Annotated in this window: 15 protein-coding genes, 2 tRNA genes and 1 other RNA gene; 10 read left to right on the plus strand and 8 right to left on the minus strand. The window is 57.9% G+C overall.

From position 1 onward, the window contains the following. Positions 1–15: 15 nt before the first annotated feature. On the minus strand, positions 16–324 hold the full coding sequence (gene gatC / locus IT444_07220) for an Asp-tRNA(Asn)/Glu-tRNA(Gln) amidotransferase subunit GatC (protein ID MCC7192559.1): 309 nt from the start codon (positions 322–324) through the stop codon (positions 16–18). A gap of 163 nt (positions 325–487) precedes the next feature. Here gatC and queF point away from each other — a divergent pair, with 163 nt between their 5' ends. After that, positions 488–853, plus strand: coding sequence for an NADPH-dependent 7-cyano-7-deazaguanine reductase QueF (gene queF, locus IT444_07225; protein MCC7192560.1), 366 nt, complete (start codon positions 488–490; stop codon positions 851–853). Between the two features lie 84 nt (positions 854–937). Further along, positions 938–1,840: a succinate--CoA ligase subunit alpha gene (sucD, locus tag IT444_07230; protein ID MCC7192561.1), complete on the plus strand. Its 903-nt coding sequence runs from the start codon at positions 938–940 to the stop codon at positions 1,838–1,840. A gap of 97 nt (positions 1,841–1,937) precedes the next feature. Here the strand turns inward: sucD and IT444_07235 are convergent, their stop codons facing one another. Beyond that, a complete protein-coding gene (locus tag IT444_07235; GenBank protein ID MCC7192562.1) occupies positions 1,938–3,224 on the minus strand; it encodes a hypothetical protein in 1,287 nt (428 codons plus the stop codon). A gap of 246 nt (positions 3,225–3,470) precedes the next feature. Here IT444_07235 and ffs point away from each other — a divergent pair. The 6 genes from ffs to IT444_07265 all read left to right on the plus strand — a co-directional run bounded on the left by ffs (position 3,471) and on the right by IT444_07265 (position 8,914). Beyond that, an RNA gene (gene ffs, locus IT444_07240) (signal recognition particle sRNA small type) lies at positions 3,471–3,570 on the plus strand. A 131-nt stretch (positions 3,571–3,701) separates the two neighbouring features. Next, on the plus strand, positions 3,702–4,919 hold the full coding sequence (dnaX, locus tag IT444_07245) for a DNA polymerase III subunit gamma/tau (protein ID MCC7192563.1): 1,218 nt from the start codon (positions 3,702–3,704) through the stop codon (positions 4,917–4,919). Positions 4,920–5,044: 125 nt separating this feature from the next. Then, entirely contained in the window at positions 5,045–5,596 is a 552-nt protein-coding gene (locus IT444_07250) for a hypothetical protein (GenBank protein ID MCC7192564.1), read from the plus strand. Between the two features lie 20 nt (positions 5,597–5,616). Further along, the gene (locus IT444_07255; protein MCC7192565.1) at positions 5,617–5,976 is read left to right on the plus strand and encodes a YbaB/EbfC family nucleoid-associated protein; all 360 of its coding nucleotides are present in this window, start codon (positions 5,617–5,619) and stop codon (positions 5,974–5,976) included. 129 nt (positions 5,977–6,105) lie between these two features. Further along, entirely contained in the window at positions 6,106–7,458 is a 1,353-nt protein-coding gene (locus tag IT444_07260; protein MCC7192566.1) for a hypothetical protein, read from the plus strand. Positions 7,459–7,489: 31 nt separating this feature from the next. Then, positions 7,490–8,914, plus strand: coding sequence for a hypothetical protein (locus IT444_07265; protein ID MCC7192567.1), 1,425 nt, complete (start codon positions 7,490–7,492; stop codon positions 8,912–8,914). Positions 8,915–8,966: 52 nt separating this feature from the next. On the opposite strand, the gene IT444_07270 is transcribed toward IT444_07265, so the two are convergent. After that, positions 8,967–9,905 (minus strand): tetratricopeptide repeat protein, encoded by a 939-nt coding sequence (locus IT444_07270; protein MCC7192568.1) that lies wholly within the window; start codon positions 9,903–9,905, stop codon positions 8,967–8,969. 221 nt (positions 9,906–10,126) lie between these two features. On the opposite strand from IT444_07270, the gene IT444_07275 reads away from it, so the two are divergent. Beyond that, positions 10,127–11,242, plus strand: coding sequence for a hypothetical protein (locus IT444_07275; GenBank protein ID MCC7192569.1), 1,116 nt, complete (start codon positions 10,127–10,129; stop codon positions 11,240–11,242). A 66-nt stretch (positions 11,243–11,308) separates the two neighbouring features. Here the strand turns inward: IT444_07275 and IT444_07280 are convergent. The 4 genes from IT444_07280 to IT444_07295 all read right to left on the minus strand — a co-directional run bounded on the left by IT444_07280 (position 11,309) and on the right by IT444_07295 (position 14,551). Then, positions 11,309–11,380: transfer RNA gene (locus IT444_07280), tRNA-Thr, on the minus strand. A gap of 71 nt (positions 11,381–11,451) precedes the next feature. Further along, positions 11,452–11,847 (minus strand): YdbL family protein, encoded by a 396-nt coding sequence (locus tag IT444_07285; protein MCC7192570.1) that lies wholly within the window; start codon positions 11,845–11,847, stop codon positions 11,452–11,454. Further along, the gene (locus IT444_07290; GenBank protein ID MCC7192571.1) at positions 11,844–12,086 is read right to left on the minus strand and encodes a hypothetical protein; all 243 of its coding nucleotides are present in this window, start codon (positions 12,084–12,086) and stop codon (positions 11,844–11,846) included. The genes IT444_07285 and IT444_07290 overlap by 4 nt, the downstream gene beginning before the upstream one ends. After that, on the minus strand, positions 12,083–14,551 hold the full coding sequence (locus tag IT444_07295; GenBank protein MCC7192572.1) for a hypothetical protein: 2,469 nt from the start codon (positions 14,549–14,551) through the stop codon (positions 12,083–12,085). The genes IT444_07290 and IT444_07295 overlap by 4 nt, the downstream gene beginning before the upstream one ends. 318 nt (positions 14,552–14,869) lie before the next feature. On the opposite strand from IT444_07295, the gene IT444_07300 reads away from it, so the two are divergent. Continuing rightward, entirely contained in the window at positions 14,870–16,012 is a 1,143-nt protein-coding gene (locus tag IT444_07300) for a hypothetical protein (protein MCC7192573.1), read from the plus strand. A 70-nt stretch (positions 16,013–16,082) separates the two neighbouring features. On the opposite strand, the gene IT444_07305 is transcribed toward IT444_07300, so the two are convergent. Continuing rightward, positions 16,083–16,154 (minus strand) — tRNA-Thr (locus IT444_07305). Positions 16,155–16,178: the final 24 nt, after the last annotated feature.

A 16,178-nucleotide genomic window follows, 5' to 3' on the forward strand; every position in this document is an offset into this window, starting at 1 on the left:
TAACGTGGCGACCGCTTACGCGCCGCCTCCATCACCAATCACTTTGGGGACACGGAAGAATGGCGGCGTTTTCTCCGGGGCATTGGCCAGCACCGCATCGTTGGGTAACCCAGCTCGCGGTTCGTCCTCACGCAGCACGTTGTTAAGCTCCATCGCGTGGGCCATGGGTTCCACGCCGTCCACATTGAGCTCGTTGAGCTTCGAGACATAATCAAGCACCGCCGACAGCCTGCTCGCCATTTGCGATACTTCATCTTCACCCAGCCGCAGACGGCTGAGCTTTGCGACGTGGCGTACTTGATCGTCAGTGAGTTTTTCAGGCATGGCGGTGCTCGATGGCGTGCGCGCATAAGGTATCAGGCAGGCGCGATCGACGCGACCTGCCAGTCGAATGACGGTGTTGCGATCCGTTCTTTTCGATTTCAGCGGTTGAGAAACGACGCGATCGGATGTTCTTCGCTATTCTGTAGGTTCTGTGAGGTCTCCCATGCCCCAAGCTGCGCTCCTTGAAATGTTCGACAACCCTGCCCCCGGACGTGATTACGTCATCGAACACGTGTCCGATGAGTTCACCAGTGTCTGTCCGAAGACCGGTCACCCGGACTTCGGTTCGGTGACCTTGCGATACAGCCCCGACAAGCACTGCGTGGAGCTGAAAAGCCTCAAGTTGTATTACCAGAGTTTTCGCTCGGAAGGGATTTTCTACGAAGCGGTGACAAATCGTATCGCAGACGATCTTTCCAAAGTGATGAAGCCGCGGTGGATGGTGCTGATCACGGATTGGAAGGGCCGTGGCGGCATCCGGTCGCGTATTCGTGCGGAAGTGGGGGCCGTACCGGGTCATGAACGTTAGCACCAGCCGGCAGCGTGGAGACCGCCCCATTGTGGTTGACGCGAGATGCCGCTATCTTTAGCCCCCCAACCATCGAGACATTTTATGAGCATTCTTGTTGATAAATCGACGAAAGTGATCTGCCAGGGCATCACCGGTGCAGCCGGTGCGTTTCATACCAAAGGCTGCCTCGACTACGGCACGCAGATGGTTGGCGGAGTGACGCCCGGAAAAGGTGGGACGAAGGATGCGAACGGCCTGCCGGTGTTCAACACCTGCTTTGAAGCGGTACAGGCCACAGGCGCGAACGCGACCATGATCTTTGTCCCGCCTCCGTTTGCCGCTGACGCAATCCTTGAAGCAGCGGATGCGGGCATCAAGCTGATCGTCGCCATCACCGAGGGCATCCCGGTCATTGACATGACCCGCGTCAAGCAGGCGATGGACACGCAGTTCAAGGCCGCCCGGCTCATCGGCCCGAATTGCCCGGGTGTCATTACCCCCGGACAGTGCAAGATCGGAATCATGCCCGGCTACATCCATACACCGGTTACGGAATCGAAAACGAAAAAAGGTGTCGGCATCATCAGCCGATCCGGCACGCTGACTTACGAAGCAGTCTGGCAGACCAGCTCACGCGGGCTTGGTCAGTCGAGCTGTGTCGGCATCGGCGGCGACCCGGTACGAGGTACTAGTTTCATTGATTGCCTTGCGCTCTTTAACGCGGACGCCGAGACGCACGGCATCGTCATGATCGGTGAGATCGGCGGTACCGACGAGGAACAGGCCGCAGCGTACATCAAACAGCACGTCAAAAAGCCGGTGGCGGCGTTTATCGCCGGTCGCACCGCTCCTCCCGGACGACGAATGGGACACGCGGGCGCGATTATTTCCGGCGGCGAAGGCGGCGCAGAATCGAAACTGGCTGCGCTGCGTGCGGCTGGATGCCACATCGCAGAAAGCCCCGCTGATCTCGGTGCGACAATCGCAAAAGCTCTCGGTATCTGAAACGGCTGTCACGCAGAGAGGTTGGATCACCACAGATCGGCAATCCTCCTTTTGCGACTTTCCAACTGCCCGAATCGTTGCGTTGTCGAGTAACGATTCAGAGTCTGCGGGGATTTCTTGCACTGGGACCGGGACGGCTTTGCCGGTGCGGAATCTGTTCACCCGATGCGGTATTTGACGCCGATGCTGCAGGTGTCGCAGCGGACGGCTCGTTAGCCGTTGAGGGTGTCTGCTCAGCTTCACCGCTTTGGGATCGTCCGAAAATCATGCGGCCGGCCGAGGTCTGCAAAGAGCTTGTGACGACGAGTTCGATCTCCTGTCCCATCAGCCCCCGCGCATTTTCCACGACCACCATCGTTCCATCGTCGAGATAACCCACGCCCTGATTGGCAGACTCGCCAGCCTTGAGGATCTTCACCCGCATCGGTTCACCCGGCAGCACGACCGGACGCAACGCCTTGGCCAGATCGTTCAGATTGATCACGTCGATCCCGCGCAGGGTGGCGAGTTTGTTGAGGTTGAAATCGTTGGTCATCAGCCGTGCCTGCTGAATCTGCGCAGCAGACACGAGTTTCTGATCCACGGTGGCTCCTTCCGCGTCACTCTCATCAATGGTGATGTCCACCTCGTGGTTTTCCTGAAGCTTTTGCAGAATATCCAGCCCTCGCCGCCCCCGCGCCCGTTTGAGCTTGTCTGCGGAGTCCGCGATGGTCTGAAGCTCCGTCAGCACAAACTTGGGCACGATCAGGCTTCCCTGAAAAATTTTCGTACTCAGCAGGTCGAGGATTCTGCCGTCGATGATCACGCTGGTGTCGAGAAGGATCGGCCGGTTTCCCCGGACCTGCTTGGCGAACTCGACGTAGGGCAGTACGAAACGGAAATCGTCTTTGGTTTGCAAAACCAGCGACATGCCGATGTAGCACGTCACCAGCCCGATGATGACTTTGACTCCCTCAAGAAGTTTGAGATAGGACTCGCGCTGTTCGGTCTGTTTGTCCACTGCTTTCCAGGCGTCGTCAATCTTGATCCGATCGTCTGCGGACAAGCTCAGGTACTCAGCGGAGTTCGCCCGGATATCGGGCTGTACCAGTGTGACTTCCGGTGCGGTGTAAACACCCACGAGATCCACGACAAAGGAGAGCGCATAGGCCGCGAGCAGACCGCCCAGCAGCCCCAGAAATATTCCCGATAGCGAGGAAAGTTTTTTGCGACGGTTGAATACGTCTGCTGCGATGATGAACGCGCCGACGCTCAGCGCGCCGCCGAGCAAGAGAATAACCGTTGCGAAGTCCGCCCCTCGATCCTTCTGAAAAGGCAGGATGTAGAGCATCGCCACGGACGCGACCAGCAGCACGAAGACGCCGCGCAAAATGTAGAGAATCATGATGGAGACCCCGCAAGCGGTATGAAGTGGATGAATAAAGCCAACTAAAGCATAGGCATCGTGGACGAGTTCGCCAAACAAGCACCATACGCGCCATGGACGCTGTTGGTTCGCTGCGGTTCCCCGTTGCATGGGTCGGAACGCATAGCCTTATCCAGAGCTGAAACGGGGGAGATAGCCGATTGCCAAAAAACTGCTATAGTCCGAATCCGGCGTTGGGTTAGTCTTTTCGCCGCGAGGAGAGGTGGCCGGGCCCGGTGCACGGGTGGGCTCATGAACCGGGTCAGGCCTTGACCGGAGCAGCCCTAAGTGTCGTTCGCCCGGTGCCGTCGGTGTCCTGGCCATCTCTCCCCGTGGCGTGGTGAAGTCAAGGGCTGACAGCTCAGACTCAAAACGCCAAGGGCAGGGTCCGAGACAGATTGGCGGCTTGTAACGCTGCGAAAATCCGGGTTTCGCTTTCACCCGTTGAATCACGCCATGGCCTACACCGTTCTGGCAAGACGTTACCGATCGAGTGCCTTCGACGAGGTCGTGGGGCAGGAGACGATCGCTAAAACCTTGAAGAACGCGATTGCGATGGGGCGGATCGCGCACGCATATTTGTTCACCGGAACCCGCGGCGTCGGCAAGACCTCCATGGCCCGCATCTTTGCCCGGGCACTCAATGCGCCGGACTCGATGCCCGATTGCCCCAAACCGCCTGATTCGAAAAAAGATCCCTTTGAATACCCGCCTCAGGATGTTCAGCAGCGCATGGCGGAGGCGATCATGCGCGGCGACGATCTGAATGTCATCGAGATCGACGGAGCGTCCAACAACTCCGTTGATAATGCGCGCCAGCTCATCGCCAACGCGAGTCTCGCACCCACCGGAAACGCGCGATTCAAGGTGTACATCATCGACGAAGTTCACATGCTCTCGACCAGTGCATTCAACGCGCTGCTCAAGACCATGGAGGAGCCTCCTTCTCATGTGAAGTTCATCCTCTGTACGACCGAGTCGCACAAGGTGCCGGCGACGATCCAGTCGCGCTGTCAGCGGTTTGATTTCCGCAATATCCCGACGGCCAAAATCGCCGGTCATCTCAAAGACGTACTCAAGAGCGAGAAAGTCAAGGCAGACGAGGACATCGTCTGGCAGGTGGCGCGTCTGGGAAATGGCTCGATGCGCGATGCGCTGAGCCTGCTGGATCGACTTATCGCTACCGGAGAGTCGCCGCTGACTTCCAACGTGCTGGTGCAGATGCTGGGGCTGCCTCCGCAGGAAATGGTCGTCTCACTGGTGGACGCACTGGCAGCGGGGGACGTAGCCGAGTCTCTCAATCGATCCGCAGCATTGCTCGACCAGGGCATCGCACAGGACCAATTTCTCGAAGTCCTCATCGAGCGATTGCGGCAATTGCTCCTGATTTCAGCCTGCGGCCCGCAGAGCGAACTGATCGAACTCAGCGAAGACGCCAAAGCAATCGCAACCGCACAAGGCGCGAAGTTCGACGCAGCGGGTCTGGTACACATGATCGCTTTGTGTGAAAACCTCCAGCGGGCCGGTAAATCAAGCTCAAACCCCAGGGCTCTGCTGGATGCGACCATTGTTCGGCTGGCGTTGGCTGAAAAGATGGCTGATGTAACCGCGATTCTGGCGGGTTCAGCTGCGCCATCGGCGGGTTCATCTGCGGAAAAAAAAAAGCTCAGTTAGAAGTTGAGTCTCCCCAATCTGTCTCACCCGTTCCGCCTCCATCCGCACGTCCTGTCCCGTCACCTTTACAAAGGACCGGATCATCCTCGGTAAACACCGCCCGTCCAGTGGTACCGACACCAGGCGTGCCGAAGTCTCCACGGCAAATCGGGGCAGGTGACCCCGCTGCTGCGTGGAATGAAGTGCTTGCCTTCGTTGCCGACAAGCCCGCGCTGGGTTGGATCAGGACGTTCGCGTTGAAGCAGCTGGCCGGCGGCGTGGCAAAGCTCATCGCCCAACCGGGACACCGTGAGATTTACAAGTTTGTCACCGATCAGCGCCGTGAGCAGCTTTCACAGATTTTCGGAAGCGTGCTGGGTTCGCCGGTGAAGATCGAGATTGAGCCGCCGGCCTCGCCGTCCGCCGTGAATCCCTCCACGACATCTGCCGGACCATCTTCCAGCCAGTCTTCGCTCCAGCAGGCGATGGAGCTGCCGCTGGTCAGACAGGTGATGGACCTGTTCGACGTGCAGGTTGTCGCGGTCCACCCAGAGGGGCAGGTCAAAACCGGCGAATCGCAGAGCGCGAGCGAAGCATCCAAAGTCGAGCCGCCTTCTCATGCCGGATCGGAACCGTCACCCTTTGCCAGTGATGGAGACTACGATGCTGACGTGGAAGACGACCGGCCAACCGCCTGATATTCAATCCTGAGAAACTTATGTTGAACAACCTCAAATCCCTCGCCGGCCTGATGTCACAGATGGGTGATCTTCAGGCCAAGGCTGACCAGATGCAGCAGGAGTTGTCACGGCGGACAGTGGAAGGTGATGCGGGGGCCGGTGCTGTGCGTGTGACCATGAACGGCAAACTTGAAGTCAAGAGCGTCAAGCTCGATCCAACGATCCTCGCAACCCTTGCGGGCAGCGGGGCCGACGCCGACCAGCGGATCGTGGAAGACCTGATTGCGGCTGCATGCAACGACGCTTATGAAAAAGCCCGTGGCCTCATCAGTGCGGAAATGCAGAAGGCGACCGGCGGCCTGAGCGTACCGGGACTGGAAAAACTGTTTGGTTCGTAATGTGATAAGCACTTGGCCGCGCGGTGGAAGGCAACGCCATCCCCTGGCCATTGGTACGAACCATGATGAATCTTCGCAGGTAGAGAGACCACGACAACGCGCCAACTTCATACCGATAGGGCCGAGCTTATGAAACTTCGCAATACGGGTTTCGCGTTTCTGATCGCTTCGCTGTTCGCTGTGGTCTCATTCGGGCAGCCAGCGCCATTCAAATATTTATGGGGCACAGCCTACCACATCCCGTCCGAAACTACGACGGATGAATCGGGCTATTTTTCTCTTAACGAAGGTATCGATGGCAAGATTTACGTCGGCACCGCAGCATACGGGCGGAATGCTTATCTGGTTGAGTTCGACCCCAAGACTCAGAAGATGCGAACCGTCATTGACGTTCATCGCACACTGGGACTGCCGCTTACACCTACCGGCTTCGCAGCCCAAGCCAAGATTCACACACGGAATTTCACCGGCCCCAGCGGGACGATCTACGTAGGTACGAAGCAGGGCTATCCCACCGAGGCGGAAATCAAGGCAGGTGTGCCGCGATATCTCGGAGGCTACGTCCTGACGTATGACCCTGCGACTGGCAACGTGACCAGTCATGGCCAGCCGATGCCCTGGAGCGAAAAGCTCGCAGCACTCGGTTATAAGGATGGCGAAGGCGTAATCGATACCGTCGCTGATGAGAAGCGTGGGTTGATTTACGTCGTGACCTGTGAGCATCAACACTGGCTCACCTACGACCTGAAGCAGAAAAAATATCACGAGATCAACGACAAGCTGCGGCTCTACAGTTACGCCACGACTCTGATTGACAATAAAGGCCGCGCCAACGCCTTGACCAACGACTACTCCATCGCGAGATACAACCCTGACACCGGGGAGGTGAAGGTGATTCCGCTCAAGATGGATGACAAACCTTTCGTCGCCAAACTTGGCGATCAGGGATGGATTCCGACATGGAATATGGCTTCGGACGGACGCACGGCGTATCTCATTCGAATGAATCACCCGGAACTGCTGAAAATCGATCTGGGTGGTGATGAAACAGACGCCATCACGGTGACGAATCTCGGAAAGCTGACCGATCTGCCGGGTTTTGATTCCCGCTCATCGCTGACTATCGCGCGGGATGGCCGGGTGTACGTCACCGCCCGGACGGATAACAAGACGGGATTCGGTGCTGGCTATCTTCACTACATCTTTCGCTACGATCCGGCGAGCAACAAGATTGAAACTCTCGGTGTGCTGGCAGTGAAGAATCCGGATTTTTACGGCCTGCCGCTAGGTGCACCGCAGGGAGCTGTGGATGCTGCGGGCAAAGTTCGGCCATGGACGCATGGCTACCACCTGCTGCCTGACGGCACGCTCACTCCGCTGCACGCTCACATGGGGCTTATCGCTGCAGGAGATGGATCGCTCTACGCGACGATCCTGTACCCCTACACGTTGCTGCACATCGCAGCAGACCAGTTGAAGTGAGTCGGTGAACATTCCTTCCGAGGAGATACCCATGAAACTTTGCCGTGCGGTTTGTGCACTGCTGATGCTTTTGGTGGTTGTGGCCGCTCGCGCGGAAGAGGTGAAGCCTGCCGCGCCGCCCAAGGCTCCGTTCAAGTACGTTTGGGCCAAGGCCTACCACATCCCGCCGTTGACCACCACGGAGGAGTCTGGTTATTTCTCACTCTGTGAAGGCAATAACGGCAATATTTACGTCGGCACCGCCGCATACGGTATTGGCTCGTATCTGGTCGAGTTTGATCCAAAAACCGAGCAGATGAAGATTGTGCTCAGCACGCACGAAGTTGTCGGATTGCCGGTGACTCCCACCGGCTACGCGGCCCAGTCGAAAATCCATACGCGAAACTATGTCGGACCTTCGGGCAAGATTTACGTGGGAACCAAGCAGGGCTATCCCACCGCGGCTGAAAAAGAAATGCTCGCACGCGGCGAAAAGATACCCGTGTATCAGGGCGGCTATGTCATCGTGTATGACCCCGCCACGGGCAAGGCGGAAAACCTCGGCTTGCCGATGCCGCTGGGTGATCCGCGGCTCGATGCCGGCAAACCCGCCGGCGCGCCCCGGGAGACTGAAGGCCAGGGAGTTATTGACGTGACCGCCGACGAGTCACGCGGGCTGATTTACGTCATTACCTGCGAAGATCAGCACTGGATGGTTTACGACACGAAGCATCCGGAGAAAAAATTCCGCGAGCTTCAGCCCGGTCTCGCACTCAAAGATCAGCCCAACACGCTGGTCGATCGTTACGGCAGGGCGGCGGCGATCACCTCGGAATACAAAATCGCCCGCTACGATCCGAGTACCGACAAGGTGACGGTCGATCCTCTGCTGGTTGACGGCAAGCCGATGGCGGAAGTTCTCAACGAAGGCATCACGGAACCGTCCCACCGTCGAGTTCACCCCGATTGGCGGCTCGCAGCCGACGGAGTGACTGCGTATATGCAGACGCTTAACGATCTGCGCATGTTTGAAATCGATCTCTCCGGTAAAACTGGCGAACCTGTGAAAGCCCGTAGCCTTGGCAACCGCATCGAAGGGAAAAATCCCGACTCTCGCGGTTCAATCGCCATTGCGCCCGATGGCTGCGTGTATTCATCAGTCGGCATCACCAACGGGACCGGCTTCGGCGGCGGCTCGCTCTTTCACCTCGTGCGCTACGATCCCAAAGCAGGCACCATGTCCGATCTGGGGGTGCTGGGTCTGAAAAACCCGGACTTCTTTGATTTCAAGGCCCCGCAGGCCAAAAACCCCGACGGATCGCTTCGGCCGATTCACGGCTACCACACGCTGCCCGATGGCACGATGACGCCCATGTATGTGGTGATGGCGACGATCGTCGCGCACGACGGCACGGTGTACGCGACGACAATTTATCCGTTCACGCTGATGCGGATTGAGACGGATCAGTTGAAATAAAAAACCGTCGCGCATGCCGACGGTTTTCAGATCCGTACTGCGATGATGCGAACTATTCTTCAAGTTTCCGCAGGCTAAGGCCCATATCGGCGAGCTTGTCTTTGATTTCGAGCAGGCTGGTCATGCCGAAGTTCTTGACGCCCATGAGTTCAGCTTCGGTTCGTGTCGCCAGATCGCCGATGGATTGAACATTGAGCAGCGCCAGCGCTTTGCGGGCACGGACGGAGAGGTTGAGGTCGTTGACCGAGCGATTGAACACCGCGTCATCCTGTCCGGTCTGGCTCTTGATCTGGTCGTAGGCGGCTTGCTTGGCGGCATTCTGCTGCTGCTCAACGGCTTGTCCGAGCCGCAGTCCGCGCTGCGCGAGCATGGTTCGGATTTCCTCAAGGCTCGCTTCGCCGAAGTTCTTGAAATTACGCAGCTCCGCTTCGGTGACTTTGAGCAGGTCCGCGAGCGTGCGGATGTTCATCTTCCGCAGCGCATTGCGTGCCCGTACCGTCAGATCGAAGTCGGTCACCGGCGTCTCCAGCAGGGCACTCTGCTTGGCGAGCCGATCTTCCTGATCGTCGTCGATCTGCATGCTCTTGCTGGCGAGGATGTCTTTGATGTAAAGCCTTGCCCGCTCGTGATTGGGATCGGTGGTCAGCACCTGGCGGATGCAGCGCTCCGCCGCTGCGTATTGCCCGCGGTCTTCGTACATCACCGCGAGATTGATCAGAGCGTTGAGCGACGGGCTGGGAGTCTGCACCGATTGCTCCATGAGGTGCAGAGCCTCGTCCTCCTCGCCGATGAGGTCGAGGTTGTAAGCGAGTCGGAAACAGACATCGCTGTTATCCGGGTCGGCTGCGTAGGCAGCTTCATACGCTTCGATTGCCGCGGCGCGATCGCCCTTGGTCTCAGCTTTGTGGCCGATGTCAAGGTATTTCTGAGAGGTCGCGGTATCTCGCACCGACGAATGATCCAGCATCGCTGAGGTGTTCGACTCGGCCATGAACGGTAAGCTCCTGGAAACCCGCTCGCGGCGTGCAGCAGCGGGCAGTGACACAATCATATTGACACGAACGGGAAGCCCATCAGAATAACGCAGCTTTCTATTCCTGACAAGTTGCATAAATCCAGACAGGATCAAAGCGTACGAACCCGCCCGCTAACCTGCTATCCTCAGAAGTATCCCATCCGTCTCTGTTCGGATGTGAATCAGGAAATCCAACCATGATCAAACGCACATGCCTTGCTCTCGCCATTCTTGGTCTTTCGCTGGGTATCACGGTTCCGTCCCGCGCAGCCGACGGACCTGCCGCGGATGCCGCATCAGTCAAAGAAAACGCGCTGCCCGCCATCTCAAGCGTTAGGTTTGACGATCGCGGTGACTTCCTCGTTAACGACAAACCATTTTTCCCCATCTTGCTTTATGACGCGCCGACCGATGCAGCAACGCTCAAGCAGCTTCACGAGTTTGGCTTCAATGTGCTCACGGTTGCGCCAGCCGAGGCGGATGCCCTGCGTGAGCAGGGGTTCTACACCGCAGCCCATGTGAGCGGAAAGATGGACAAGCTGGGAGGTGTCTTCCTGGCGATCAGTGCGGACAGCCCCGCCCTTTATTTCAAGGACAACCTCGTCAAGCAGACCCAGGAAGCCAACGATAAGGTCCGCGCTGCGATTCCGGGGCGTCCGGTCATGAACGCGATCGGCTACTGGGAGAATGAACCTGAAGGCGTCATCGCAGGCAAGCTGCCGTCAAAGGCGACCTATGACGATCTGGTCGCAGCGATCGAAGTTTCCGCGCCGTATTTGTATCCCGTGCCTTATCAGCCGGTGAGCACCGTTGGCGATGCCGTCGCTCGTGCCCGCATAGCAACGGACGGAAAAAAGCCGCTCATTCCCATCCTTCAGGTTTTTTCGTGGGATCTCAAAGACCGTTACCCGACACCTGCGGAGCTGCGCGTGATGGTTTACCTGTCGCTGGTCGAGGGTGCGGATGGCATCGGTTACTACTCCTACGGCTCGGTGACAGGCCATCCCAAAAAGACCATCGCCCAGGTCCAGCCAGAGCTTTGGCAGAGCGTCAAGGCGTTGAATCATGAGGCTGCGAAGACCGGCCCACGCCTTCAGAAAGGTGAGGATGTCACCGCGACGGTACTCAAAGACTTGCCCAAGGGACTCTACGGCAAGGCGGTCCGCGAAGGCGATCAACTGCTCATCATCGTGGTAAATCCGGCCGCTCAAAAGGCGACGCTCTCCGTGGCTGCACCAGCTCAGGAGAAGACAATCGATCCGATGAGCGTGATGATCCTTGAATTACCCGCAGCCAAAAATCACGCGGAATAACTCCACGCTGACAGGCGATCGTCTCGGTTTCTTCGGATGCGAGGCGGCGATGCGGTTGATAGGCAAAGCCACTTGAGGGATTTGAACCCTCGACCTGCGGTTTACAAAACCGCTGCTCTACCACTGAGCTAAAGTGGCGCTGATTGACCCAGTCGCGAACGGTCGCAGGCAAACAATAGCTGGATCATCCGTGTGTGTCGCGGGGGATTTTACTTCTTTTGCGTCCACTTGCCGTCAGGCCCCTTGAGGTAATGGCCTGGCTGGGCACGCTGGAAGTTTTGCTCACCGCGCAGTGCGGCTACTTTTTCGACGGTGGTGCCCTGACGCTCCGCGATGATCGTGTAGATTTCCCGTCGATCCTTGTTTTCCTGGCTGATCAAATCCCGGATCGTCGCGTCCGAGGCCGCAGCACCCGTGACTGCTTCGACGTAGCCAAGGTAAGTCTCTCCGACTTTGCCGGCGTTTTTCGCTTCGATCAGCCGTGGCAGCCGCTCCTTGAAACTTTCCTTCAGGTCAGCTTCGCGGTCGGCACGGGCTGTCCCCGTGATCATCAGTGTGGCGAGCAGACCGGCCAAAAGCAGAACGGGAGTCAGGTGGCGTTTCATTGAGTGGCTCCTTCAGGGCGGTTTGACGCTGACTCAGCAGAGGAGGGCTTGGCGGCGGGTTGATCAAAGTCGAAAAACTCATCCAGCTCCTTCTGCACACGGATATTGATGTTGAGCGTCATCGGCTTCACCTCGATCGGGTCGATGTGAACCGTATGATGGGTGCAGGCTGCTGCGCTCAGCAGTGCCGACGCAGCGATCAGGGGGATCACTATTTTCAATTTGGGCCTCTCGTTCATGGTGCAAGCTCCCCGAAGCCGAGGTTGGCGTTGATGGCTTCCTCTAATCCGCGGATGTTGATTGTAATGCCTTGGAAGTTCACCGGCTTGTCCAGGTTGCGACTTTTTCCCTTGACTACCAATACGCAGCGCAGACCTTCAGGGTCGGGGACGAAATCAAAGGTCAGGTAGGAGTACTCGAAGTTTCCCAATCCCTCTTTGATGCGGGCCTGAACTTCCGCTGCGATCGCACCGGGGTCCAGCAACGCCTGTCCTACCGCCTGATCGAGCCAGGTGCGGCTCTTGATCTGAAACCAGCCCGTGCCGGGATTCGCGTATAGAAATCCGCGCCCAAACTTCATCCGCTTCCGCTTGCCGGTGTGAAAAATGATGGGCACCCGACCGTACATCAATCCTTCACCGACGGCACTGTCGCCGGTCATCAGCGCGATCCACTGCTTGACGTTGATGTTCTCGATGAACGCTTCGAACTCAGCAAGCTCCTGCGAAGGATGGTAACGAAGCGCGTGGATGTGCAACGAGCCTTGGCCGTCCTCAAAACCCCAGACCGTCCGCTCGATCAGAATCGAGTCCGGCGACTCGACCCGAAACGCAACCGTACCATCCTTGAGCACGAGCTTTTTCATTTTCAGTTTTTTGACGGTCAACTCCTGGTCCGGCAGCGTCGTGGGAACGAGGCTGTCAAGCGTGACCGAGCCGGAAATCCCCTCGACGGCGAACTCATCCGCGTTCTTGCGGAGATTGACGTTGTTGAGCGTCAGCTTCGCACGCGGCGTTACAGCACCTGCTCCAAACGTCAACGATGCGTCAAGGCTCACCTTCCCGTCGATGTCCGTTTCATCGAGCGTGTCGCCAGGGATCAGCTTGCGCAGTTGGGACTCGTCTTCGATGGTGGACTCCGGCATCCTGGCGGTCAGCGTGCCTGTGGGAGTCAGGGAGTCGATGTTCACCTGTGCCGCCAGATCGATCGGTGCCTCTTTCAACAACGGCCAGCGTGCGCCAGCAGTGAGTTTGCCGTCTTGTATTTGAAGGTTTCCCGCGAGCGATGGAAGCGTGCGGTTTTGCCAGTGAATCACGGGAGCCTTGAAGATGCCGGCGCTCGAATCCGTTCTCCCTTGATGGATGGGAATATCTGCGTCCAGATCGGCGACGGATACGCCCGACTTTGTGTGGGTGAACGAGCCGCCACGGATCGCAAGCCGGCCGGCAAAATCCGGAGTCGAGAATCCGCGCCAGTTCAGGTCGCCGACCGCGTTGAGTGTGTTGATCGAAAGTGCCATTGCTTGACTCTTATGCTCGATCGGGCCTGTGGTCAGCGCGACAGCCCATGCGTTGCGCATTGCGGAGTAAGATTTTTCCGCGGGTTGTGTCGCAGTCGTTTCATTAGGGAAACGGTCTCCATGACTCAGCGATAGAACGAGTTGTTGAATGGCGGTATTGCCCACAGAAACCGATCGACACGACGACGAAACATCTGCTGTCCATGAGTTTTCAATGTTTTCAAGGCGAATGGTGAAACGAAACTCGTCCATCGTTGCCTGATTGTTGTCGGGTAGCGCAAACGTCCATCGCGGTTGACTCGCCCAAAGGGTGAGCACTCGTCGCCCAGCCTTGCCGGCGAAGTTACCGTTGAGGTGCAATCGGTTATTGGGATGTTTGCCAGAGGCGTTGGGCTTGCTGGTGGAGCTGGGGTGCTTCAGTCCCGCGTCGAGCATCATTTCCCCATTTGTCGGGTTGTAAAAGGACTCCACCTGAACGATCTGTCCGAAGGCGCTGACATCCGCCTGGAGTTGGTACACCGAGCCGGATGGGGCGGATGCCGTGGCTGCTTGCGAGGGTCGTCCGTTCTCAGAAAGCGTGCCGTTGAGGGTGAGGGGCACTCCAGCGATCACCACGGATGCCTTGAACTCAAGGTGCCCGGCCTTTCGCTGCTCGATGGTGCCCGCCAGCGGAAAACGGAGCGATTGGCCGTTCCATTCCACCACGACCGACGAGGCTCGCAGCTCCACGCGCTCGACCGGCAGGCTGAAGGGGCTGCCATCTTGTTCGTCCGTTGCATGGAAATTGGCCAGCGGTCCCAGGTCGAGCTTGCCATCCTGGATGGCCATGCGAAGCTCCGCTCCGTCGAGGGTCACGGTGTGGGCTTTGCCGGTGCCCATCACGTCGGGTTCATAGGTGACAGCAATGCTGCCGACACTTAGTCCCGTCTCTCTGCCGACCTGTAATCCCGCCAGCTCCGCCCGCCAGGGTGAAATCCGCTGCACGTGGATCGAAGCATCACTCAGACCGGCCTCGTGCAGCGCCGTGACGATTTTTCTCTGCACATACCACGGCAGCACGAAGGCATAAAGCAGCACAAAAACCGCCAGCACAAGCAGGCCGCGGCGCACCCAGCGCCACAGGCCGTGTGCCCATCGACGTGATCGGCAGGGGGGTGACGGAGTTGATGCAGCGGAATCCGCCATGAAGACGCCTCGGAGTAAGCCGTGGTTTTTCGACCGGCGGCTGGAAACAGGTCATCTCATCGTAGTCAATCGGCCACGACGGGAATTCACAGACGCCGTGAACCACCCATTGCGGAATGGAAACCGACCCGTGCAGATAAGTACGAAAAAACCGAAGCTGGCAGTAGCCGATAACCGACGCTCATACAGGCGATTCTTGCAGCCGTGCTACGGGTGGCCCATCCGTGGCGAAAGACGTTCTCGTGTCAGTCCACTCGGCCGCGGCCTGCGAGCGTCCACGGCTGTCGTTCTCCCTTGCTCGATTGGGATGGAACCCTCATGAACAAGACTCTCCTGCTGCTTGCGGCCCTCATGGCGGTTGTCACGTTTACTCCACGGACGTTGGCGAATGAGACCGATCAGTTCACGCTCCCGGCCGGTGAAGAGTTTGCTGACCTGGGCGACTTCTTTTCCGGGAACCTTTACCTGACGCTGACGGAACTCCGGGACGCCACCAATAAAAAAATCCAGGCAGCGCTTGAGGAAAATGACGGCGACGAGCTTGAGCGTCTGCACTCGGCGGAGTACATCGCCGGTCAGGTCGCCAAGGAGTATGGCCTGGGTTTCGTCGAAGCATCTTCCCTCGAAAAAACCCTCAAGAGCGATGAAGCCCGCGCTCGCTATGCCGGCAAGGTCATTGCCTACGCGCCTTCAAGGTCGATCTACTCCTTCGCCCATCTGCCGATTGATCCACGCAACGCTTTTCTGGTTGCCAAAAATTCGACGGTCAAGGTTTACGGCATCTATTTCGGCCTTGACAAGATCGGCCACTTTCATCAAATCGGGTACAGCTATTTCAAACGCGCAATGAACGACGGCAGCGATACCCAGGAGGAGGCGGCCCAGGGTGCGATCCGCGCTTATTCCAAAGGCATCCTTTCCGAGGGCGGCCTCATCGGGAATATCGCGGCGGGGGTCTATTCCAATGCTGACCTTGCGGCTAACTACATCGGCATGAAGTTCTACTTCAACCTCACCCAGCGCGTCCGGCTACACGGCAAAATTCAGCAGCCGCTGCTGGTCCGTGACGGTGAATACTGGCGGCTTAACGACTACGTGAAGCCTGATGCGCCGATCTTCAAGCCGTTTGTGTCCGAACACTTCAACGAAGCATTGAACCCCTGTGTTTATTCGGCTGACATGCGGGGCAATATCGAACGGCGGCTTCGCCGTGATGCGGACAACATCCTCGCGTTCTACTGCGATGAGCAGGGCGACATCCGCCCGCGCTCGTACTTCGATCAGAAGGTGGAAGAACTATGGACCTATTACGGCGAGGAGTACGGCCACAGCCGCGGATCGAATAACCTCGTAACTATCGGCGATGCGTGCTATGACGGCAACACGCCGTTGGTCAGTGCGGAACGTCTCCGTCCCCGTACCGCAGCGGCAGATGCGAAGGTGTACCGCGGTATTCGCTGATAGTCTGGCAATGGATCGAAATGCGGCGGGTATTCGTAGTTGACGATTTGGCGGCTATCTGCGGCAATAAAGCCACCCATGGGATTCGAACCCACGACCTGCGCTTTACGAAAGCGCTGCTCTACCACTGAGCTAGGGTGGCGACGGAGCGGAATTATACGGCCAA

The organism is Phycisphaeraceae bacterium, assembly GCA_020851465.1.
In the GTDB taxonomy this organism is placed as follows: domain Bacteria; phylum Planctomycetota; class Phycisphaerae; order Phycisphaerales; family Phycisphaeraceae; genus JADZCR01.